Annotated in this window: 19 protein-coding genes and 1 pseudogene; 2 read left to right on the top strand and 18 right to left on the bottom strand. The window is 59.1% G+C overall.

Features of this window, described 5'->3' with window-relative positions; translation table 11 throughout:
* Positions 1-186: 186 nt before the first annotated feature.
* Complete coding sequence (locus VES88_12505) at positions 187-1743, top strand: hypothetical protein (GenBank protein ID HYN82317.1); 1557 nt, start codon at positions 187-189, stop codon at positions 1741-1743.
* 35 nt (positions 1744-1778) lie between these two features.
* Here the strand turns inward: VES88_12505 and VES88_12500 are convergent, their stop codons facing one another.
* The 14 genes from VES88_12500 to VES88_12435 form a co-directional block, all read right to left on the bottom strand.
* A complete protein-coding gene (locus VES88_12500; GenBank protein HYN82316.1) occupies positions 1779-4901 on the bottom strand; it encodes a hypothetical protein in 3123 nt (1040 codons plus the stop codon).
* A gap of 6 nt (positions 4902-4907) precedes the next feature.
* Positions 4908-5414 carry a hypothetical protein gene (locus VES88_12495; GenBank protein HYN82315.1) on the bottom strand — a complete coding sequence of 169 codons (507 nt, stop codon included), beginning with the start codon at positions 5412-5414 and terminating at the stop codon, positions 4908-4910.
* Between the two features lie 306 nt (positions 5415-5720).
* Positions 5721-6869, bottom strand: a complete 1149-nt coding sequence (locus VES88_12490) for a hypothetical protein (protein ID HYN82314.1) — start codon at positions 6867-6869, stop codon at positions 5721-5723.
* The gene (locus VES88_12485) at positions 6866-7939 is read right to left on the bottom strand and encodes a hypothetical protein (protein ID HYN82313.1); all 1074 of its coding nucleotides are present in this window, start codon (positions 7937-7939) and stop codon (positions 6866-6868) included. The genes VES88_12490 and VES88_12485 overlap by 4 nt, the downstream gene beginning before the upstream one ends.
* Positions 7940-8677: 738 nt before the next feature.
* On the bottom strand, positions 8678-10009 hold the full coding sequence (locus tag VES88_12480) for a hypothetical protein (protein HYN82312.1): 1332 nt from the start codon (positions 10007-10009) through the stop codon (positions 8678-8680).
* Between the two features lie 365 nt (positions 10010-10374).
* The gene (locus VES88_12475) at positions 10375-10854 is read right to left on the bottom strand and encodes a hypothetical protein (protein ID HYN82311.1); all 480 of its coding nucleotides are present in this window, start codon (positions 10852-10854) and stop codon (positions 10375-10377) included.
* Between the two features lie 27 nt (positions 10855-10881).
* Positions 10882-11169, bottom strand: a complete 288-nt coding sequence (locus tag VES88_12470) for a hypothetical protein (protein ID HYN82310.1) — start codon at positions 11167-11169, stop codon at positions 10882-10884.
* Between the two features lie 109 nt (positions 11170-11278).
* The gene (locus VES88_12465; GenBank protein HYN82309.1) at positions 11279-11506 is read right to left on the bottom strand and encodes a hypothetical protein; all 228 of its coding nucleotides are present in this window, start codon (positions 11504-11506) and stop codon (positions 11279-11281) included.
* A gap of 69 nt (positions 11507-11575) precedes the next feature.
* Entirely contained in the window at positions 11576-12523 is a 948-nt protein-coding gene (locus tag VES88_12460) for an NmrA/HSCARG family protein (protein HYN82308.1), read from the bottom strand.
* Positions 12524-12593: 70 nt separating this feature from the next.
* A complete protein-coding gene (locus tag VES88_12455) occupies positions 12594-14030 on the bottom strand; it encodes an SDR family oxidoreductase (GenBank protein HYN82307.1) in 1437 nt (478 codons plus the stop codon).
* Entirely contained in the window at positions 14027-15466 is a 1440-nt protein-coding gene (locus VES88_12450) for an ATP-binding protein (protein ID HYN82306.1), read from the bottom strand. The genes VES88_12455 and VES88_12450 overlap by 4 nt, the downstream gene beginning before the upstream one ends.
* Positions 15467-15477: 11 nt before the next feature.
* Positions 15478-16644 (bottom strand): FIST N-terminal domain-containing protein, encoded by a 1167-nt coding sequence (locus tag VES88_12445; GenBank protein ID HYN82305.1) that lies wholly within the window; start codon positions 16642-16644, stop codon positions 15478-15480.
* Between the two features lie 157 nt (positions 16645-16801).
* On the bottom strand, positions 16802-17053 hold the full coding sequence (locus VES88_12440; protein HYN82304.1) for a S8 family serine peptidase: 252 nt from the start codon (positions 17051-17053) through the stop codon (positions 16802-16804).
* A gap of 289 nt (positions 17054-17342) precedes the next feature.
* Positions 17343-18518 carry a Fic family protein gene (locus VES88_12435; protein ID HYN82303.1) on the bottom strand — a complete coding sequence of 392 codons (1176 nt, stop codon included), beginning with the start codon at positions 18516-18518 and terminating at the stop codon, positions 17343-17345.
* Positions 18519-18851: 333 nt separating this feature from the next.
* On the opposite strand from VES88_12435, the gene VES88_12430 reads away from it, so the two are divergent.
* Positions 18852-19481: a nucleotidyltransferase domain-containing protein gene (locus VES88_12430; protein HYN82302.1), complete on the top strand. Its 630-nt coding sequence runs from the start codon at positions 18852-18854 to the stop codon at positions 19479-19481.
* A gap of 115 nt (positions 19482-19596) precedes the next feature.
* Here the strand turns inward: VES88_12430 and VES88_12425 are convergent, their stop codons facing one another.
* The 4 genes and pseudogenes from VES88_12425 to VES88_12410 all read right to left on the bottom strand — a co-directional run bounded on the left by VES88_12425 (position 19597) and on the right by VES88_12410 (position 22211).
* Complete coding sequence (locus VES88_12425; protein HYN82301.1) at positions 19597-20082, bottom strand: hypothetical protein; 486 nt, start codon at positions 20080-20082, stop codon at positions 19597-19599.
* Positions 20083-20147: 65 nt separating this feature from the next.
* The gene (locus tag VES88_12420) at positions 20148-20417 is read right to left on the bottom strand and encodes a hypothetical protein (protein HYN82300.1); all 270 of its coding nucleotides are present in this window, start codon (positions 20415-20417) and stop codon (positions 20148-20150) included.
* 172 nt (positions 20418-20589) lie between these two features.
* Positions 20590-21743, bottom strand: a pseudogene (locus VES88_12415) (DUF2235 domain-containing protein).
* A 30-nt stretch (positions 21744-21773) separates the two neighbouring features.
* Complete coding sequence (locus tag VES88_12410; protein ID HYN82299.1) at positions 21774-22211, bottom strand: hypothetical protein; 438 nt, start codon at positions 22209-22211, stop codon at positions 21774-21776.
* Positions 22212-22218: the final 7 nt, after the last annotated feature.

Here is a 22218-nt window from a genome sequence, read left to right as displayed (position 1 = left end):
ATACGGAGCAGGGTCATGCCGAAACGAGTCGTCCCGGAGTTCGAGGCACGCGGTCAATCACTCGACTTGGTGCTAATGCTTCATGCCTACACAGCTACGCCGGACTCGCTTCGATACGTGCGCGCTGCGGTCGCGTCGAAGATGCCAGATGCGGACCTGCTCGCTCCATTGCTCCCGATAGAGCTGTTGTCGTTCGAAGATCCGAGCGTCATAACCGAGCAGTTGCTCGATCAGATCGATCTTCGATGGGCTGAGCGCATCGCCAAGGGCGAACCATATCGCCACATTATCCTGATCGGGCACAGTGTCGGTGCTGTCCTGGCACGATCGGTTTACGTTCACGCGTGTGGCGAGAACGCAGACGCGCCGTGGGGTGCAAAGGCTCGGTCTCGCGCTCCAAAGTCATGGGCGAAGTCTGTTTCTCGTCTAATTCTTTTGGCCGCGATGAGCCGAGGATGGAGCATTTCGCACAACCTTTCCCGGGCTCATGCGTTCACATTCTGGGTCGCAACGGTGGGGTGGAACCTCCTCCAGCCGTTCACCCGCCGCCGGCCGCTGATATTCGCCTTCCGACGGGGTGCGCCTTTTGTCACGCAACTTCGTATCGAGTGCTTGTCGATGGCACGTCACGCTGACGCCAAGGGAGTTGGAGGAGCTGTAACAGTTCAGCTGTTAGGAACTGTTGACGACCTTGTGTCGCCAAGGGACAATATTGATCTGGTTTCCGGCCGCGACTTCGTGTACCTGGACGCGCCGATGTCTGGTCACGTCAACATCCGCGACATGGATAGCACAGAGGCAGGCCAACGCCGGGCTGAAGTGTTCTTGCATTCGCTTCTGGCAGAGCCCGACTTGCTCAAGAGCGAGTCTGTTCCACCAGAAGATCTGTTACCCTACCCGCCCAATGACAAAGTAACAGACGTAATCTTCGTCATTCATGGAATTCGCGACGAGGGCTACTGGACGCAACGAATCGCAAGGCGCGTCAAGGTCGAAGGTCGGAAAGCAGGACGCGTGTTTGAGGCTGAGACCTCGAGCTACGGGTACTTTCCGATGCTTCCCTTTCTCCTTCCGTCGACCCGTCGTGCCAAAGTCGAGTGGCTGATGGACGAGTACACCGAAGATCTTGCCTTGTATCCTAATGCGGCCTTTTCATTCGTCGGTCATAGCAACGGTACATATCTGCTCGCAAGAGCGTTACAGGACTACCCGGCTTGCCATTTTCAGCGGGTGGTGTTCGCGGGGAGTGTTGTCAGCACGAGGTACGACTGGTCACACATGCTTGAAAGAGAGCGCGTCAAAGCCGTGCTCAATTATGTGGCAACCAGCGACTGGGTAGTCGCTTTTTTTCCAAAAGGATTTCAACAATTACGGCTGCAGGATCTCGGGAGTGCCGGCCACGATGGCTTTAGGGAAAGCTCACAAGTCGGCTTATCTCAGATTCGATTTGTGCATGGCAACCATAGTACCGCTGTTCAAGAGGCAAACTGGGATGCCATCGCTCGATTTGTTGTACACGGCGAGGTTCAAAAGCCAGAGTCTCCTTTGTACGGCAAGACCCGATCGAGTTGGGTGGTGCTCGGTGGGTTGGCACCGCCGGTAATCTGGCTCATTATCGTTCTCATTGCGGCTGGCGCTGGTTTGCTCCTTGTCTGGGCGTTGTGGGGCCAACCCGAGTGGCTGCGAACTGTGGCGTTGATAGTCTACTTAGCGGCTCTATTTCGAGTGCTCACACGGCTTTGAGTGCGATCCTCGTCGTTGCTCCGACGTGACGCCGCTCATGTCGGCGTTTTGCCTTGGACATTCACGGGGGGCTTGAAAAGGTCCCCGATGTGCTCGAAATCCCCGGGACGGATGACCTCGCCTGTACGAGGAGGAGAGAACGCCTCGCGCGCGCTGTCGTAGCCAAGGCGACGGTAGCTCTCGAACTGGCTCTCGTCATACCATTGGTCCGCAGTCGACTGCTGTGGAAACTCCGGGCACTCAAGTTTATACTGACGCACGTCTGCCGAGTCACCGGGCCGCACAACAGGCTTGATCCACAGGATGACCCCGCGCTTGGATTCTGCCGTCGGTTCGATGCCGAGCAGTTTCAAGTGGGCATCTTGGAAGACGATCGTACCGTTAACGAAGTGTAGACGCGAGCGATCCTGGGATTTCCGCTTCGCGTAGTTGTCGATGTCCAGCATGATCTCGGTGCCGAAATCAATGCGGCAACGCCGAATCGCAGCGCCAATGTCGTCAAAGCCCAATGCAGGATCAGCGCCGCAGTCGCAACACACGATGTACCGGCAGCCACGCTCAACCAACGCATAGACGCCTGTGTTGTCGAAGTGTCCGCCATCCGTCAAATAACAGTACGTTCCAATCTGGCCGGTATTCGCGAGCGTTTCGCGGAGGAGGTAGAAAGGCCAGAGCCGCGCGTGCGGCTCATTCCATCGGCGGCCCGATGGCGTCGGCGCCCAATAGCCCAGTCTCACACTCATCAGGGAAAGCAGGAGCGAGAGTGCGGCGCTCGGCGACTTGGAACCCATGGTCGGGCTTACAGCCGCACCTGATACTGCGGCGGCGGCGCCGAGCGTCAGATGGCCCGACATATACTTGGAAGTGCACCGATATCCCACGCGCGCCGAGCCGCAATGGTACTTCGACATGATGAAGTTCTCGGCGGAGCGTTGAGACGTCGCCAAGTCGGATCCTCCGACCAAACTGAGCGTCGTGTTGATCAAGTGGTAGGGCCCACCCTGAGCGTGATTCCACAAATCGCTCAACTTGACGTCATCTCCCGGTGCGGCCTCGGTGATTTTCTCATTGTCGCGTGCGGAGTTCGAGGCTCCCAGGTAGGCTCTAGTCAAGCGCCCTTTGTAGAATCCGTGCATGGAAAGCAGGTTCGGATCAGCTAGCCACCCAATTCCAACCACCGCACCAATCAGGACCGCAATCCAAAGGAACGCAGCGAGCATCGCATTGTCCTGTGCGCGGTTGGCGATACCGCCGTTTGACAAGAGCGAAAGGACGGCACCGGCTGAGGCGATTCCGAGCAGCACCACCGGCCGCGCGCTGCGCAACGCAATTCTCGACTTACGCCGCGCCAAGCTGATACCGACTACGGCAACAAGAATGGCAATCGAAATAACAATCGATCCAAGGGTGACGAGGCTCGCGCGCATCGCCGCCAAGACATCGCTCCATGAGCGGTTGGTTGCAAGGCCAAACACTGTGGCGACTGCCGCAGCGGCTGCGACACGGGCCCACCCGCGCGGCGAGAACCAGTAGTACCAAGGCGTCTTATCTCCTGTGTCTTTGGTCCGCTTCCGGAGAATGACGCCCTTGATGTGCTCGGGAACGAGCCGCCACCACCTAGAGACCTTGCTTTCGTCTGGCGCTAAATCGGGATCGTCCCAACTCTCGAACAACGCGAAGACAACCTCGAGTAGTGCCAGCCATGCGACAACGTTCGCCAAAACGAGGACGTTCTTTGGAAGACGCATTGTCTTCACGATGAGCTCGTGCGATACGATCCCGAATCCCAACGTCAATGCGATCACCGCGAGAGGAGGCGCGATGGAAACGAGAATCTGCCCGATCCTGCCCGGCTCCCTTGCACTACCAGGCATCGAGGTGGGGGATGCCTTGATGACAGCGTAAGCAGCGGAGCCAACCGTCAAAAGCAGTCCACCCCATCCTGCCGCGCGCCTCACGGCTGTCATCAGGACGCTCTCCGAGCCACTGAACAGGAACCAGAGGATGTCGTGCGCAAAGCCGGCAAACAACAGGAAGAGAAAGACGAACGTGCCGGCCTTGAGCAGGCGTGCCTGCTGCCGCGTGAGCCACGCGCGATGATCCCCTGCCGTGGCCGGCGCTCGGGCTTCGGCCCCTTCCGCCTTGTGCGCTTTGTGATAGGCGAGCCACGACTGAACCAAATGGAAGGCTATCGTGGCCCCGACGACGAGCGCGACACTCCAGGAAAACTCTTTGGACGAACTCGTACGGAATAACCGCAGGACAAACGAACCCAGGAGCAACACGAGTACCATGCTGCCAACCGCCAGGCGGGGCCGGGCCGACGAGTGCGCGAGCCAGAGCATCGCTAGCGTGAGCCACACAGCGAGGAAAAGCACAAACGGCTTCGCTAGGTAATCGAGGCGCGCGGTCCGCGAAACGCTATGGGGCATGTACGCCTCGTCCGACGGGCAGAACGCGTGAGGCGGTTCAGCGGACGTCGGACCGACCGACGAGGCGGTGGGCTTCGGCGCGGCCTCTGCTGCGGCTGGGGAAAGCGGGCAAACGAAGGCGCGCGCTGCTTGTGGGTTGGAGAGATAAAACGCCTGCGCAACCAGTACCGCCGCGCAGAACAGCGGCAGGAGCGCGGCCCACGTGAAAAGCAGACTCCGCGTGTACCAGCTGATCAATCTCCACGTGTCAGGGCTCGCCGCGCCTGTTCTAGGGGTGAGATAATTGGAGAAGATCCGGAGGAAATGAATCGGATCACCACGCTTTGCGATGACGGATGCCTCGGGGCGGCCCGCCTCGCGCCGCGTCGTGTCGGTTCGAGAAAGGCCCGTCTCGCGGTCCACCCCTTCCAACAGCTGCGCGGTGGCTTCGCGTCGATCCGGTTCAAGCTCCTCCGCTTCCGGAAAAATGGATCCGGGCTCGCGCTGGGCGCGAGACAGCCAAGCGCTCCACCACGCACCGACGAAGCCACCACCTGAAACCGTCGACAGGTAGTCGAAGATCCAAAGCACCTTCCGGTCGGCAAGCCCTTGCAGCACGCCCAGGTTGAATGACGCGGAGCGGATCCCCCCTCCCGAGAGAGCGAGACCGACCAGGTCGTGCACATCGGGTACACGCGTGGGCGGCGTGGGACATTCAGACTCTTTTTTTGTCGGATCGCGCTCCATTGTGTTCTAGTGCTCGCCGCGGAAGAGTGACCCGGCCCACGAACCGACCTGACGTATCCAAGGGTGAGCAGTCTCTTTCTGGCTACTCGCTGGCGGACGGTCGTACTTGGCGAGTCGTTCACGGGTCGAGACATCACGGTCGCGACTGCGATTCACGGATTCGGCTTCCCGCGACTCTGGCGACGGTGCCGCGTCGCCGCTCGCGCTCTGCAGAGTTTTGGAATCGAGCGCCGCGAGCGCGGCGTCGCGTGGGGCCTTCTCGGACTTGAAACGGCCTTCCCAATATTGCCGGCGGAATTCGATGGCCTCGCGCTCGATCAGATAGATCGCGTTGGGTGGCCGCAACTTCTCGGGAACGGCGGGCTGTTCCGAGACCGTGGGTGTTCCAATCTCCGGAGTCGGCGCCGTAGGGGCCGCCTTCTCTCGGTCACGTCGGAGCTCAAGATGTTGAGTCGGTGATCCGTTGCGCTCGTCCGACTTGTCAATCTTCGACGAAGTGCTCGACTCGTTCATCGCACCCTCCGCTAGCGGAAACGCCGAATGCCGGTGAGATAAATCGCTTCGGCTTAAGAACATTTCACCAGTAGACGTTGTACGGTGACTTGGAGCTTTGCAGCGACTCGCCGTGGTCATTCAGTTCTCGACGCAAAGGACACCCACGGTGGACTGGCTCGCCTCGCTGTCATAAAGGTCTCTAACGACGAAGCTTCGCGATATGCTGAATTTCTATCAGTGAACTGTCGTTTTTCTATCGATGAATTCGAGTCAGTGACTGGGGCGTCAGACTTACTGGCGCACCACTTGGTCTCCCAGCGCCGTTCACTGGGATATCAGATGTACCGAATAGCCGGTCAAATCACGAACCCCCAAGAGCAAAGCGACAATGACGACTCCGATGAGAATCCCGCCAATGCCGAGCAGAACCACTTTTAGGAATGGAGTCGCGTTTCGCAAGCGGGACGGTCGCCACGATTCTCGTTGCTCAGGCGGCGAGTTCAGCAGCGCAATTTCTGCTTGAGGGACAGTAAGGAACGAAGCCCAAACTCCATTGAGACTGCGGCTGAGATCTCTTTCGTCGAAGAAATCGCTGTGACTGAACTCCGGCTCGTGCACATGTGCGACCGAGGTTCGATCGTTAAAGCCTCGATGGCCGGACGGGCCGGACATAGGAATCCCAAATTGAGCCGCGCGTACCCATCTATCGCGCCCGCCACTATGACAGAGTACTGCTTCGACGCGGCTTGCATCAATAAGGGCTCGCCAATTGAAGTCGGGACGGACGATCGAGCCCGTAAGGATGATTCTGCCGACGACAAGGTTTTCATCTTTGAGAAGGGCTTGGGCAAGAAGCCACGTCCCGAAACTGTGAGCGATGACGTCCGGTGGGCCAGTTCGCATGTGGTCGGCACGCTTCCGCTGGAGGCGCCGAAGTTCGGCGATCAGCCGGTCGCGGTATTTCCATTGTCGAAACTGCAGGAGAGGGCTGACGGCGATACGTCCATATTTGTAAACGGCGACCGGTACGGAATAGCCGTAGACCTGCGCCAACTGCCACGCGAACTCCTGTTGCCAGCCACCACGTGTGTTCATGCCGTGGATCGTGACAACCCATTGTACATCGCGGGAACGTGATCCAGATCGGTAGTACACAGTCTTCAAGACTGGAGAGACCTCATCAAAGGACGTCTCGCAGGTTGAGCAACGGCCGATCCTTTTTGTATCCTCATTAATTGGCTCTTTGCATTGACCGCATACGAGGGTCGTGCGCTCCACTAATACGTGAATCTTGGCTAACTCTTTGAGGAGCGCCTCGGCCTCAACCGTGGAGGCTGTCGTTTCGGCTGTCAGATCCTCGGCATCGATCTGGAGAGGTCCATCCTGTGCTAGAAGTGCAAGAACCATTCTGATCAGGTCGTCTGAAAAAACTTTCGCCAACGTCGGCGCCCAGTATGGCAACGACTCGCTCATCCGTGCTTCACGACCTCGTCGAGCACAAGCCAGACTTCAGTGGCCGACATCTGCGACCACAAATACAGCCGCTTTTGCCGTCCGTCGAGCGAGACTATCACGCTTCGATTGAGGCCTGTGCCCGAGCGAAGTTCCACTATGAACTTGCCGCTGTGGCCTGTAAAAGAATTCAACTGCAGGGCGTTTCTAACCTGTCGAACCGCCGCAATGTTCTTCCACGCAACGATTGCTGGGTCAGCGTCGAACTCAACGGTTGCGCCCCCAGCTCCAAACCTCGTGTTTTGCGCCTGCATTCGACCGGCTAAGGCGTTGCCCGAAGTTGGAGCACGCAAATCTATTTCATCAATTGCTTTGATCGCCTTCGAGATGCTGAGAGGCTTGAGCTCATCCCAAGAGATGAGTTTGCCCAGGGTCGCCTTTGCGAGATCTCGCGCAGCCTGGTGTCGTGGATCGGCAAGAGGGAGTTGGATGAAGAGCGCCGCCCTTCGTGACTTGACGAATAGCACAAACCGCATCACGGAGCGCAGGAGTTCCTGTCGGTACGCGCGGAACTCGTACACGTCGCCCTCGATTGTTTGGCGCGGTGGATCGAGGCTCTTTTCACGCTGCCATCGATCGTATCTTTGCTGCCATCCAACTTGGAGCACATCACCATCGAAGTCGATCCGGGAGATTGCGAGTTCGTCTGGAAAATCCAGCGATGTTCGCTTGCCCCAGGTGGCAGCCATCTTCGAGTCGCGCAGCGCTGACAAGAGTTGAGCGGGCGATTCTAGCGCCGGCGACGCCACGATCCTCTGCCCTACGCGGTGCATGTAAACATGCTGTCGTCCCCAGCCCTCAATCTCCTCCACCCAATCGTCGAGATCCGCTGCGGTAACTACGTTGTCTCTTATCGCCTTGACGAGATTGTCCAAGATTTCTTCTTTTGTGGTGCCGATCGCTACCTTGCTTCCCTCGCGCTTCTTGTTACGCAATAGCTCTCGAATAAAAATGCTCCCTTGGGTCATCACGACCTGTTCGGCAATGGCTAAGGCACGTTTCACGCTGTTCGGCTCCGCCCGATTGCTCATAGCGCGACCCCTCTCGTCAGTCGATTTCGGTGTTCATGCCACTTGTAGGCATAGTGCCGCGCGGCGCTGCCATCAAGCCACGTGGTATGACGACGGCCGATGTCTCTGAGCGACGTCGAGTACTGTGCGAATCGTTCTGACGCCGGCCTGTGGAATTCGGAAGTCATAAGACGTTGTGCCAGACGTTAGTTGTCAGTGGTGCTCACCGGATACGCTTAGCGGCCAAGGCGATACATCCCCGATTGTTGCCATAATGCGAATTGACGTCGTTTGCGAACGCGACAAGCTCACCCGTTGTCGGCGCTGTCCAAACTAGGCTGTCGCCGATAACGAAGAATTTCCGCGGACGAGACGATAGCTCACCTACGAGTGCAAACCAGCGGGCGCGGGGGTATCGTCGGATTGGCTCTCCCAAAAACATGAACAGACGTCCGTACCAGGGCACGACATTCGAATCGAAGCCGCGGGCAGTCGTAGGACGAATCCGTTGCCCGTCTTGCCATTTGCCTCGCGCCGTGAATCGGTATTGGCCTCCACTGTCGAGATAGATACCAGTTCTGTTCCGTCGAACCCGAGAGTCTATTTGGCGCTCAACGGTCCCATCGGCGAATTGAAGCCTGATACTCTCTGCCAACGGCGTTCCTGTACAGCTGTCTTGTACACTTGCGGATGCACTGAGAATGGCGAGGACTGCCGGCATCCATAAAGCAAACATTGTTATTTAGGGTAACACGCCCACTACCGAAGTATCCAATACGCGAGCCCATTCACGTCGCTAACCCCAAACGCGAGAGTATACGGACGGCCCTTTGCCCAGCGATATGATATGACGATGCGGTCATTAACGCCGCGAAGCGTAGCCGTCCATTGCATCCTCCTGCCGGCGCCTATTGGCGTCACTTCGGAAAAAATGTGACGAGTATACAGTCCGCCGATTTCGAAGGATGTAAATAACCAAGGCATTTTTTCGTAGGTCCTTAATGTTACCCCAGGCGCGGCAGCCCAGACTCCTTCGTCAGATGGTGCAGCGAAACGGCCGCGAAACACCTCAACGCGTGTCCGAATCGATCCCCCTTTGCCCGCGAACCAAACCACCGGCTGCCAAGCAAGCAGAATGGTGTTTACCCGTCGCTTGTCGTCACTCGTTCGCTCAAGTTTCCGTGGATCCCCTGGATACACTCCAAACAGGAGTAATTCGTTCGGAAGAGCATAATTCACCCATGTCAGAACCTTGGCACTGCTGGTCCGGCTGTCGCGCATCGCCGACGAGGGATTGAATTCCAGGCCTCGGCGGTAACTGTAGTCCGTCGACCGATAATACGCGGACGCAAATTCAACCCAGGCAGAATAGTCCGACGCACCGGTTTGCTCCTTTGCCATGTTTTCCGCGTCCCACAGATTGGATAGAACTCTGACTGCAGCGCGGTTTAACTCCTTAACCGGATGTTCAAGAAACGCCATGAATTGTGGATCCACCGTGCACTCGCCGGCTGCACTTTCTTTCTGGTGCGCCTTGCACCAATCGCTTAGCCGGCGAGCGGCAAGAATGCTCTTCGGGTCATTTCGTATCGCGTCGACGACCTTGTCCAACCCGGTCTTGCAAAGTTGCTCTTCAAGCAATCGCTTGCCGCACGGTATCTCGAACTGCCGGCTTCGTAACGGGAACATCGCATTGTGAATCGTCGTAAGCAGACGAAGTCGGTCCGCAATCTGAGCATCCTCGCTTAGCGAATCGGGCGCGGCGGCCCTGTGCGGATTTGGATCGTACTCGAGTTGCCAATGCCACTTGAGAACTTCTCGTCCCAGCGGCCCGGTTTTTAGAATGTCGTTCTTTGTTAGGATTTCATGCTGTTCGCGCGCACAGGTATCATTCGTCGTCGAATCACACAGAAAATTTCGTGCAATGAACTCAAGCCCATCGTAGATACCTGTGTAATAGTCGTATTCCCTATACGCTCTTCCTAAAAACCCCGCGAAGCTGCCAAGGTGTTCGCCAACGATCGGTGCGCTCCGCGTCGAACGAAGCACGGTAACTTTTGCGACACCGCTTCTTCTGACCGCGTTCTTCATTCGTGGCCGCTGTCGCTGGTCGTCAGGCGCCGCGCTGACCTCATCGTCGCGAGCTATTTGGCGGCCCAGCGACTGGAGTTCGTATTCTTGAGCGGCGCCGTACATGCCTGAGAACATGCGTAGAATCGCCGCAATGCCCGCCGTGCTGCTATCCGCAGTTGGTGCCGCGCGAACAGATCGCAGGGGCTCCCGGTAAGAGTACGGGCTCGCGTACGCTACAGCGACGCTATCCGCATTAATTCCTTTGGCTTGGCTTCGCGCTGGCGATTCGCCTTCATGAGCTCGGGTTGCGCGATGGCTGTTGCCCGTTGACCGCGACCTGTCTGATCCGTTCGTGCCTAATCCGTTCGATCCGTTCGATCTGTCTAATCCGCTAATTCCACGAAGGCGATATGGTGCGACTCGTCGATCTCACACCGATACGCCTCCACCTCTGCTTTTCCGGCCCACTCCGCGCGGTGTTGTTTGAGCTCGACCGCGTCGCGTTCCTGCTGCTCGTTGAGCAGGGCCGGCGATGCCCCGGGCATCTTCCTTTTGTAGTCGGCACACGCCGCGTGCGCCGGCCCGCCCGCTGAAGGGCCATGAAACAGCAGGATCACTCGAGAGATTTCGTGCAGCTCCACCAGATAGGCGCACTCGCGTCGCAGCTGGCTCGCGCGGAGGAAGTCTCGCCCGGCCGACGCGAGGGCGCCGCCGCCGCCCGGTACATAGAATCGGTCGAAGCCTGACAAGCCAAGCTGCTGATGGAGAAAATCGTCGATCTCTTCCTGCAGCCGGCCATCGGAGCAGGCGACTACGAGAGTGTGTGGGCGCTCAGGCGACCATACGCGATGGAAGTCGGTCACACCGGAAACCTAACCCCACCGTGGTGGCTAGCTGGGATTGCTGAGCCAACGCTCGAGCTCCTCACCGGAGCGGAGAATCACCTCGCGGGACTCGATCTCGGGGTGAATCTGCTCGGGCTCGTAACCCGTCGGCAGACCGTCCTTGTTGCTCACGATCCACGAGTCCTGCTGACTTCTCGTTCTCCCCGACATGAGGTTGCGCGGCGAACGGTTCAGCACAGCGGCCACCGCGCCGTACGTCGCGCGCTGCCGAAAGCGATCGAGCTGCTCGACGATGGGGTCAATGGATTGTGAGGCGATTTCAGTCTGGGGCATGATGACCTCCCTTGCGGTGAACGGCGCGATTGGATCCAGCAATTTCACCGTGAGGAAAGACTGTCGTGAGCGCAGAATCACGCAGGCGTAAGCGAATCGCCTCGTCGCCTTACCTGCCGTAGCTGTACTCCTGCCGCTGGATCGCGTCGAGCTGGATGTCATGGACCAGCGCGACCAGATCCTTTCGTCCATGAAAGAACGGGGCGCCAGTGGAATCCTGAGCCATCAGAACGATTGGCACTCCGGGAAATGCCGGCGCGAAAGCAATCTGTGCCTTTGTGGCTTCGAGTGGCGATCGAATGAGCTGGGGCTGTACGATCACTACGGCGAACTTCACTCCCCAATCCTGATTACGGCAGCGTGGAATAGCCTGTTTACGCCGAACCGATCTCCGGCAGGCCGCGGCTTAGGCGGAAATCTTTGCCCTGCTACGCGAGAGCCACTCTTCGAAGTCCTGAAGCTCCGGATTCAGCTCGCGTGAAACGGCGACATCGCGCGTCCTTCCCACATCCTCGGCAAACTCAGTGTAGAACTGGAACATGTTGCCGAGCTCCTGTGCGGCGGGAAAGCCAAGTCCGCGGAAAACGTCAAACGGCACCGCGTTGTAGCGCACCGGACGCCCCAGAAGTTTCGAGTACTTCTGCGCCATTTCCTCGCCTGTGAGCTGTTCGCCGGCAAGGCCGATTGTCTTTCCGGCGAGCTCGGGGCCTCGCTTGAACATTCCGAGGGCGCACTTGCCGATGTCTTCGGCTGCGATACCGGCGAGCTTCTTGTCACCCATTGGGAGCGAGAGTACGAGGTTGCCTTCCTCGTCGGGCTGGGGGCCGCTTCCTGGCGCGAGGAGATTCTCCCAGTAGAACGAAGCCAGCAGGTACGTCGTCGGGACTCCCGACTCGCGAAACAATGCGTCGCCCTCTGCCTTCACGTCGAAGTGGGGAACCTTGTAGGTGCCGCTCAGGGTCGGCATGCGATCGTCGTCGAGAGGAATCGACTCTCGTGTATCCTCCAGCGTCGACCACACGACATGCTTCAGGCCCGCCTTGCCCGCGGCGCTCGCGAGATTCCGCGCTTCGACAAACTCCTTTTCCGGGGACATGTGCTCCCAGAAAAAAGTGACACAGTAGGCGCCATAAGCGCCCTCGAACGCATTCAGGACGCTTTCCTCGTAGTGAAGGTTCGCTTGAACGACCTCGGCGCCGAGCTCAGCGAGAGCTCGCGCTTTCTCGGAGGCCGGATCGCGGGTGATTGCGCGGGCGGTGAACTCGCCGCTCCTGTCGCTCAGTATTGCGCGGACGAGACCGCCGCCCTGTTGTCCGGTGGCGCCAGCGACGGCGATGATCTTCTTGTCGGGCATCTGTGCTGTGCTCCTTTATATAGTAGAGCTCGGCTATCACTCAAAAGCCGGGCCGCGCGTCACCCCGCTTTCAAGCCAGCGATTCTGCGCGTTTGACGATCGCGTGCGCCATCCCTGAGAACATCCGCTGATGAATGGGATACAGCACGTACCAGTATGCGAGACCAGCGAGCCCGCGCGGATCGAACGAAGCGGTCTGAACCAGCAGCGTCCCGCCTTTTTCCTGCGGAACTGCTTCGAACTCGAGCATTGCCGATCCCGGCACCCTCATCTCTGCGCGAAGGCGCACGGCACGTCCCGGCTCGACGGCTTCAACCCGCCAGAAATCGAGCGCGTCACCCGCGCGAAGCATGTCGGGGTTGCGACGGCCGCGCCGCATCCCCACTCCACCTACGAGGCGATCCATCAACCCCCTGATCTTCCACAGCCAGTCGGCGTAGAGCCAACCCCTTTTTCCGCCCAGGCCGGAGAATGCAGTAAATACTGCCTGAGGTGGAGCAACCGATTTCACGCGGCGCTCCTCTACTATCATGCCTTCGCCGGTGCTCGTCGTCACTCCGGCCTTCAGCCGTTGCTGAGCGCCGGCCCAGGAAGTCTCGATTTCACCAGAGCCGGTACGCTCGAGCGCCCTGCGCACCGCCTCCGCATACGGAATGAGATCGATCCTGAAAACGTCGCGCGCCGATAAATCGTTCACGATTGCCTCGCTTCTCAGTCCTTCGATCAACGGATGGGAATACGAGGCCGGGATGGGAGTGATGAGATCCACCCAGTACGACGACAGTCGCGGCGTCAGCACAGGGACGGGGATGAGCAGCCGCCGGAGCTTCCGCGCTGCCGCGTACTCGCGCATCATGTCGCCGTACGTGAGTATGTCGGGCCCGCCTATCTCGAACGTTCGTCCAACCGACTCGGGAATGCCGAGGCATTCGGTCAGATAATTCAGGACATTCTCGATGGATATCGGCTGGCACCGGGTGGTAACCCATCGCGGAGTGATCATCACCGGCAGTCGCTCGGTGAGGTATCGGATCATCTCGAACGAAATGCTGCCCGAGCCGACGACTACCGCCGCGCGAAATTCCGTAACCGGAACTTCCGATTCGCGAAGCACGTCTCCCACCTGCTGGCGCGACGCGAGATGCGACGAGAGATCGCTGTTGTCGACGCCGAGTCCGCCGAGGTAGATGATGCGTTGAACGCCGGCATTCCGGGCCGCGTCGCCGAAGTTCTGCGCCGCGATACGATCGCGTTCCTCGAAGCCGCGCTCGCCCTCAGCCATGGAGTGGACGAGGTAATAGGCGACATCGACTCCAGCGAAGGCGGCGTCGAGGCTGGCGCGTTCGAGGACGTCCCCCTGAAACACCTCGACGTCACCCCAGTCGCGGCCGGCGAGTCGGCGCGGCTCCCGCGCGAGGCAAACGACGTTATGACCTGCGGCCACGAGTCGCGGCATGAGGCGGCCGCCGATATACCCGGTGGCCCCGGTGACGAGGACTCGGGTCAGCTCTGGGCCCCCGGAAGCTCGAGCGTGAACACCGATCCCACGCCCAGCTCGCTCCTCGCACGAAGGTCGCCGCCCATTCCGCGCGCGAGATCCCGGCTGATCGCGAGCCCGAGACCCGTGCCCTGCCCCACGCGGCTGTGAGTCCCGTCAACCTGAGTGAAGGGATCGAAGATGAACTGAAGCTTGTCGTCCGGAATGCCCTGCCCCGTATCGGCGACCCGGATGAAAACGCGGCCTTTCCCGTCGTCGCTCACCATCGCGTCTACGATGATTCGCCCGCCAGCGCCCGTGAACTTCACCGAGTTCGAGAGCAGGTTCAGTAGAATCTGCTGGAGCTTTTCCCGGTCGCCGCGAACTGCCGGCAGATGCGTAGCATCCTTCACCTCATAGCCGAGTGATTTCGCTTCCAGCTGCGGCTCGATCATGGGAGCCAGATCTGCAAGCACTTCACTGAGCGCCACATCGGTGATGTCGTAATCCACGCGGCCGGCTTCGATGCGCGAGAGATTCAAAACCTCATTGATCAGTCCGAGCAGATGACGCTGGTTCCTTTCAACACGGTTCAGCGCTTCCATCTGGTCGCTGGTTACGGGGCCGTGTATTCCCATCGCCAGCAGCTGCACGTGACCACCGATGGCGTTGAGCGGGGTTCTCAGCTCGTGGCTCATCGTCGCGAGGAACTCGGACTTGGCGCGGTTCGCTGACTCGGCGAGCGAGCGCGCTTCTTCAAGCGCGGTGTTCGTGGCGCTCAGCTCTTCGGCCTGTGCCTCCATTTCCATCGCCTGTGTCTCGAGCTGTTCTGCCTGATGGGTCAGCCGATCGTTCGTCAGCTCCAGCTCGGCTGACTGCTCCTGAAGCTGGCGGTAAAGCTGTTGAAGCTCGGATTGAGCTTTGCGCGCTGCCGCCAGCGCCTCCTCGAGATCACCGCGCGTGTGACCGAGTGTTGTTGCCAGCGCGGCGGCTCTGGCTGCGGATTGTCGGGCGAGGCTTGCCTGTGCCGTCGCAACGGTCGCGGTCTGCTCGCCACGAAATACGGCCGCGAGCAGCGGAAGAAGTGAGCGGAGCCAGTCCACGTCGCTGGTGGGCTGTTTCGTACCCACGAGTACGAGAACGATGTCCCGCCCCTCGGCGTATCCGATTACAGGGCAGCGGTCATCAAGCGCGCGGAATGGAAGGGTGTCCCGGTGCTGCCCGCGCTCCACGCACGCTTCCAGGAAGGCAAGCCAATTCTTTCCTTCCGGAAACTGCTGCGGGAATCCGGGCGCCGAGAGAAGGACTCCAATCTCCGGGTCGCGGATGAAGATCAGGAGACTTTCCGCGCCGAGCTCGGCGGCGAGCTCAGCCGCCGCTTCAGTGCGCGTTACGGCATCGCCCAGCCGCGCGGCGCTTTGCAGCAGCGACGGTCTCACGGCGGTGATCTCATAAATGCCACTCACACCACTTTCTTCTAATCCGGAAACACGCAGACCACGGCCGTGCAGTTGTGGAATCCGCTGAACTGACCGTCTGCGCGCACAATCTGACCGTACGAGTTGAATCCTGCGAACGGCGCCTCGAGCTCTCGTGCAACCGTGTCGAGCTCATCGCCGAAATCATCGCCAAGGCGCAGCCGGGTTGCCACGCAGTCGAAGAAAATCGCACCGCTGGGTTTGTTGCCGCTGTCTTCGACCTGCTTCACTGCGTCACGCACCGCTTCCGCGGCGGCAGCGCTGGCCGATGCCACCTGAGTGGACATGATCTGCGCCGTTGCGCCCGCGGGCACCTCGGCGGCAAATGTCACTCCGCCCTCGGTTGAAACGCCGAGTGGAACGCGGAGCTTGTGTCCGTCGTCTGATTTCATCCCGACGATGTTATGCAGAAAGAACGGCATCGGATCTGTGCGATCGAACGACTGATGAGTGGTTGCCGCATGCGCTTCGAAAGCCTCGGCCGCGGGTGAGACGTTCAGGCTGACGACGCACGACTGATCCGCCTCGGTGACGCGGAGTGGATCACCGGCCGGCGACCATCCGTGACGCGCGCCGATGCCGATCGGCTTGTTGGAGAGAATCTCGAGCGCCACCGCTGCGTTGCTGTGGGCGTCGGAACCCATGAAGACATGAGTTGACTTGAAGTCGGCGTTGTCTCCGGCTCCTCCGCCGACGAACTGGTACATCCCGCCCGTGGCGACAGTGAGCTCTTCGATGAGGTCTTCGGTATGGCCGGCGAGCGCGTCGACGAGAATGATCGCGGTGCGAAACCGGAATTCCGCCGAGGCGAGCCCGCTGAATCCATTGACAAGCTGTGCTGCGGCGTCGGCGCGATCGTTTGAAATGCGGCGGGCGAGTGACGCGCTGAACTTCATGTCGGGCGCGCGGACGGCGATCGCCGAAGTAAGCCCTGTGCCGGAGGTCTCGGTGGTGAATTCGCCGGCGGATGAGCAGCCGATCATGGCCTTGGGGTGGCACCCGTCGGCAAGAGCTGTTAGGAGGGCCTCATAAGCGTTGCCAGGCGACGCAAAGACCAGCAGCGCGTCGGGGGATTCCCCGTTGAATTTTTCGCTGATCTGGGTGGCGAGGTGTTCGCCGGCCGCCTCGTTCCTGAGGGCGGTCGAGGCGATTGCGATATCGGTCATGTGGGCCTGGTTGCGGCTGGGTGGGGTTCGTTCCAGGCCTCGAAGTGCAAGAAGGCGGCCTCCGAGGCCTAATTGACTTCCTTTATTCCGCAGTGTTTCTGCGGGTTAGTTCGGAGGCAAATGGATACCGCACCAGCAGCGCTGGCCAGCGCCAGCTTCACACATTGACCAGCATCTTCACGAGGTTGGGCATCCCCGCGCCCTGCATCTGTCGTTGCCGCCGCAAATCCGTGCAATTCTTGAGAAGGATCTCCTTCACGTCGTCGGGGCGGCCGAGGAACTCTTTTCGCTTTGAAAGAAACGCAGCTATGAGGCCCGACACGTGCGGCGCCGCCATGCTCGTTCCGCTCATCTCCGCCCGGCGCGTCATGGTCTCGGTAATTAGAAAGCAGGCGCGAGGAACCAGCACGTGTCATCCGTCATCGCGCTTCGGTCACAGGGCGAGACGCCGACCGTGGTCGGGGTGGGTCGTCCTCAGAATTCATATCCCATCCGCACCCAATAATGCCAATCCGCGAGCGCCCCGCTCTCCGAGGATCAGTGGCAGGTCCGGGTCTAAGTTGAATCAGCGGCACCGCCAAACGTCGCCCCTTCCGCCGAATGGTAACAAACATCTCGTACGCACAGACATCCTCGGCGGGCACCAATCCGAGCACGGGCCAATGCAAACCTGATCCTGGCTCTGAGCGGCGCTCACCCTACTCCGCGAAAAGGTCGACATATGCCTCGTACCGGAAGATTCGATTTCGTTTTCGCGCTGTTATTTCCTTGAGGATCTCGAGCTTGGTCAGCCGGCTCACCAACTGGTTCGCGGCGGGAAAAGTGATGCCTGTGAGCGCCTGAACCGAATTGACGGTGACGATTGGCCGCCGGTATAGGCTCTCGAGGACCCTATGACCGTTTCCCGCTGCGCGTCCGAGATGCTCTGTGATTGCGGCGCGGTGCTGTTCACGCAACGCGAGAATTCGGCGCGCGGTTTCGGTAGCTTGCGCGCTCACTTCCGAAACTCCAACAAGAAAGAATTCGAGCCAGCCTTCCCAGTTTCCCTCGTCTCTCACACGCTGCAGGTGTTCATAGTATTCCCTTCTGTGGCGCTTGAAGTAGTAAGACAGGTACAGAACAGGCTTGTGCAGAACTCCCTGCTCGCAGAGCAGGAACGTTATGAGTAGCCGTCCGACGCGGCCGTTTCCATCGAGAAATGGATGGATGGTCTCAAACTGTGTGTGAGCGAGGCCGATCCTGATGAGGAGGGGCAGCGGCGACTCGGAGTGTACAAAACGTTCGAGATCTCCGAGAGCCTGCGGCACTTCTTCCGGCGGCGGGGGGACGAAGATTGCCCTGGCCAAAGGGCTGCCCGCCGGGCCTATCCAGTTCTGACTCCGTCGGATTTCGCCAGGCGTCAGATGCGATCCGCGAACGCCTTCCATGAGTTTTTCATGAATCTCGCGAATGAGCCGAACGGATACTGGAAGGTCGGGTAACCTTTTTATTCCGTAATTCATCGCGCTGACGTAATTGATCACTTCGTCAACGTCTCGCGGAATTTTGGCGTCGAGAACCTTTGCTTCAGCAGCAAGCAGGTCCTGCAACGAGCTTTGAGTGCCCTCAATTTGACTGGAAAGCACAGCCTCCTTCCGCACATACATGAGTACGAAAAGGTCAGGATTCGGGAGGGTCTGGATTGAGCCGTCCAATCGTCCCAGAGCCAGATCCGCCTGGGACAGCAGCAACTGGAGTTTTGGACTTATCCGGACCGGGGGGTTGGGCGGCAAGGCTGCGGGAATGAAAGCCTTGTATCCGGTGGGCTGGCTTACATACCTCCCAGCGCGACCGTAGCCCTTCTTTTCCGCGACTTTAATATGGGTCGATGGCATAGCGTATATTAAAGGCTGTCTTTAATATACGCAAGGGTGGGATCAGGTATTAAAGGCTGGCCCCATAATGCCAGAAAATCTATAGGCCCAGGCGTGTCATTTTCAGCATACGCGACCAGCACTTTCACTTGAGGACCTTGCTGAGCGCTTCGTACTCATGGGTGGCGAGGCTCTGATGGCGAGGAATTGCCTCCAGATATCCGACCGCCTTCTTGACTTTTTTCGCGCGTATGGGCCAAGCCCGGTTCTGTGCTTTGACTTGCGCCGGAGCTGACGCCGTACCCATATTGAGTACGTGCGTAACCAAAATGGATACACGCCGACCTTCATATTATGAACACGTCCGATGCCGTGGCGGAGGCTCTTTTCGGCGGGACAAAACGCCGGGTGCTCGGTCTTCTGTTCGGTCAGCCGGATAAGTCGTTCTACCTGCGCCAGGTTGTCCGAGAAACCGGGGCGGGATTGGGAGCTGTGCAGCGCGAGCTTGCCCGGCTTGTAAATGCCGGGCTTGTACTTCGGGTCCCGCAGGGCCAGCAAGTCTATTTCTCTGCGAACCCTGGCGCGCCTGTATTTGATGACTTGCGCAACTTATTGGTGAAGACTGCCGGGATTGCCGACGTCATACGTAGAGTGCTTAAAGGGCTTCACAGAAAGGAGCTGGTCGATCTGGCATTTATCTACGGATCTGTGGCTTCTGGAAGTCAAAGGCCTGGAAGCGATATCGATCTCGTAGTCGTTGGCCGAGCCACATTGGCCGAGCTGTTGCCCCGATTGCGACGCCTCCAACGCCAACTCGGCCGCGAAATAAATCCCACGATCTATACGCCGGAAGAGCTGAAATCGAAGTATTCGCACCGCGAGCATTTTGTTCGTCGTGTTATGGAACGATCCAAGATCATGCTGCTGGGGACGGAGAATGACCTTGCAAAGCTGGTTGGCGAACCGATGGCTCGTCGAGCATGAAACAAGCGCCGAAGAAATCGCGGACCTCCTTTCTGTCGTCGACCGCGATCTGGTTGATGCGAAGGTCGCCGGTGTAAGCTCCGATTGGCGCCTCGCGATGGCATACAATGCCGCTCTACAGCTGGCTACGCTCGCCCTCGCTGCCGAAGGCTTTCGGGCGGATCGACTGCGAGCGCATGAAAGGGCGATTCAGTCGCTGCGGTACACCGTCGGCGTCGATCGCAATGTCGTTGATGTTCTTGATGCCGTCCGCCGGAAAAGGAACGTGAGTAACTACGAACGCGCCGGCGCGGCGACAGAAGGCGAGGTTAAAGAAGTCTACCTGATAGCGTTCACACTGCGAGACAACGTCCGAGCGTGGTTGGCGGAACGTCACCCGGAATTGCTCCGGTAGTAGTCGTTTCTCCGGCGAGCGCGACCTGAGATTCTCGAGTCGCTTGATGGCCCACTGGCCCTCGGCCTCGAGCCAGTCGACAATGTTTGGATGGGGTGGGTAATCGAACCACGAGTCGCCTTCGGTGAGCAGCCGAGTGAGACCGTCCCTCTTCGCGCTCGCATAGCGCCGATCGCGCTCGACCGGATCCCACGGCTCTCCTGCCATCGATCATCCCCTTCCTTGGCCGGATCTATGAACACCGCACCATACGTGCGCTCCCCCGCCAGTATCTACGATGCGCGCATGGTGTCCTGCGTTGCGTCCTCCCCGATTCCCATTGCGAGCTCTGTCAGATCAGTGAATAACCTGAGGTGCCTCCCGACGACATAGACGTAATTCTCTCGCTCGCGGTCATTTGCATCATGGATCGCGACGACATAAAGCGAGCCTCGGATGAATTGGTCGAAGTTGTTGTTAATCCGAACGTTGCGAACATTTGCGTCTGCCCAGTGGCTTCTGACGAGCTCAACCACTTTGGTCTCGATATTACTGCTCGACACTTTCCACCTCGCAGAAAAACCTCTCGCTTGACCTGACCGGCCGAGGGGCACTGATACGGGAGTTTCGCCCCGCATGCTTTCAGTCGCGCCAAGAGGCGACACGGTTTCAACGATGCAACGTTATGCGCTGGCTGAAAATGCCGGTTTTGCATCGGCGAGTGTCGTTTTTGTATCATCGATCCGACCGATGAGGGGAAGACTCGTATCTCAGACTATCCGGAACCGATGGAAGACCTCTCACGCGAGCCTTGAAGGCGTCGGACAGGTTGGGAGGGGAATAGCTCGGAACTCTCAGGCGCTCGAGCAAAGCTCGCGGTAGTAACGCTCCTTCCGGAACCGAACGGTGTTTGCCGAAGTTGGCCTTCCAGCGATAGGTCTTGGTGAGCGCATCGTAAACGTGCTTGGGAATTATCTCGCCAATCCACCAGCCGCCTTTGAGCGATTCATGCTGTGGCTCGGCCCACGGATTCGCCGGCGGTATCGATCGAGTCAGCACCGCCCCGAGCCGATCGGAGTCGACGAGAAATCCACTCAGCTGAGCTTCGGCAACCATCCAGTTGAATGTTACGCGCCACAGGCCGCCGTCGGCCTCAGGGTATCCACCACCGACGTCGGAGTGCACACCCGCAAACCACATCTCCATCAGATCCTGGCCGTCTACGTTTCCGAACAGATTTTGGCGGAAGAATGCCCTGCGCTCATCGAGCGATACCGCATGGCGAACTGTCTTTATAGTTGGGTTGCGGAACGTGTACTGGTATTTCGTGGGATTCCAGACCCATCCTACCGAGGACACGGTGTCGAACAGTCCGACGAAGTGAACTGGGAAGTGTCGCGCATCATCGCCCGGTACCGGTCGAGCGAACGACCATCGGAAATTGTTGGACAGCTCCCAATGCCCCTTGGTGTTCGTCTTGAGTGACTTGAAAATCCGCATCGCGTACGGAAGCAAGTGCTGGTTCCCTGGCGGCAGAAGTCCCAGCGAGTACAGCAGCCGGCGAGAACACGAGCTGTATACGCACCGCGACTGAATCCGAAGATGAACACGCGATCGTCGGGCTTCCAGAATTCCATGAGGTGCCCGTAAGGGATGCACACCTTGTCGTCGACGTCTGTTCCGAATGCCTGGGCTTTCCATTGCGAAAGTAGTTTCGCGGTTTTCGACCGCGCAGATGTCGCGGGTAACGTTCCCACTCCCGGATCGTAGTAGACGATCTGTTGGTCGGGGTCCTGAACAGCTACCTGCGCCAGGCGAACGACGCTCGTGTTGCTGGGCCCGAACTGATTATCGGTTCCGTCGCAGCAGATAACGATGTTGCGTGGCATTGTATCGAAGCGCCCGAGTCCGAAACTCTATCAGGCCTTCTCGACTCCAAGGCGCTCACGAAAAGTCGAAGCAAGAGCTTCGCCCCCTACTTCCACGAGCTTACCCACGAGTGGGTGCACGATCAGCCCCACTACGGACCCCGCCAGTGCAGGCAGACGCTTGACGAACCAGTTCCTAACGTATTCGATGGTCGTCACGTCGGGCTTTTTGGCAGTGACAGCCTCCTTCAGTTCTTCCACACGCTCGAGCGCCTTCTCTTTCTCCTCCGGGGGAGCTTCCTGCTCGACCTTCATTCGCAATTCGTCGAACATCGAGTGTAGCTGGGCCATTTCGGCGGGCGTCAGCGCGGCCGCCGCAACGTGGGTCTGTTCCTGGTTGATGTCCTTGCCGACCGCCACCTGACTTCGCGCGCCAACGTTACCAACAGTGGCTCTGATACGATCGCCCGATTTCTTTTCGTCGGTCATTGGTTTC

The sequence above is a fragment of the Gemmatimonadaceae bacterium genome (assembly GCA_035633115.1).
GTDB lineage: Bacteria > Gemmatimonadota > Gemmatimonadetes > Gemmatimonadales > Gemmatimonadaceae > UBA4720.
The sequence above is the reverse complement of the archived record's forward strand: the minus strand, read 5'-3'. Positions and strand labels throughout refer to the sequence as shown.

Excerpts from the sequence above, each read along its gene's own strand:
- VES88_12430 (HYN82302.1), top strand. The coding sequence starts at position 18,852 with ATGAACACGTCCGATGCCGTGGCGGAGGCTCTTTTCGGCGGGACAAAA.
- VES88_12470 (HYN82310.1), bottom strand. The coding sequence starts at position 11,169 with ATGCCCCAGACTGAAATCGCCTCACAATCCATTGACCCCATCGTCGAG.
- VES88_12410 (HYN82299.1), bottom strand. The coding sequence starts at position 22,211 with ATGACCGACGAAAAGAAATCGGGCGATCGTATCAGAGCCACTGTTGGT.
- VES88_12480 (HYN82312.1), bottom strand. The coding sequence starts at position 10,009 with ATGAAGAACGCGGTCAGAAGAAGCGGTGTCGCAAAAGTTACCGTGCTT.
- VES88_12425 (HYN82301.1), bottom strand. The coding sequence starts at position 20,082 with ATGGCAGGAGAGCCGTGGGATCCGGTCGAGCGCGATCGGCGCTATGCG.
- VES88_12500 (HYN82316.1), bottom strand. The coding sequence starts at position 4,901 with ATGGAGCGCGATCCGACAAAAAAAGAGTCTGAATGTCCCACGCCGCCC.
- VES88_12490 (HYN82314.1), bottom strand. The coding sequence starts at position 6,869 with ATGAGCGAGTCGTTGCCATACTGGGCGCCGACGTTGGCGAAAGTTTTT.
- VES88_12460 (HYN82308.1), bottom strand. The coding sequence starts at position 12,523 with ATGCCCGACAAGAAGATCATCGCCGTCGCTGGCGCCACCGGACAACAG.
- VES88_12445 (HYN82305.1), bottom strand. The coding sequence starts at position 16,644 with ATGACCGATATCGCAATCGCCTCGACCGCCCTCAGGAACGAGGCGGCC.
- VES88_12485 (HYN82313.1), bottom strand. The coding sequence starts at position 7,939 with ATGAGCAATCGGGCGGAGCCGAACAGCGTGAAACGTGCCTTAGCCATT.
- VES88_12495 (HYN82315.1), bottom strand. The coding sequence starts at position 5,414 with ATGAACGAGTCGAGCACTTCGTCGAAGATTGACAAGTCGGACGAGCGC.
- VES88_12435 (HYN82303.1), bottom strand. The coding sequence starts at position 18,518 with ATGCCATCGACCCATATTAAAGTCGCGGAAAAGAAGGGCTACGGTCGC.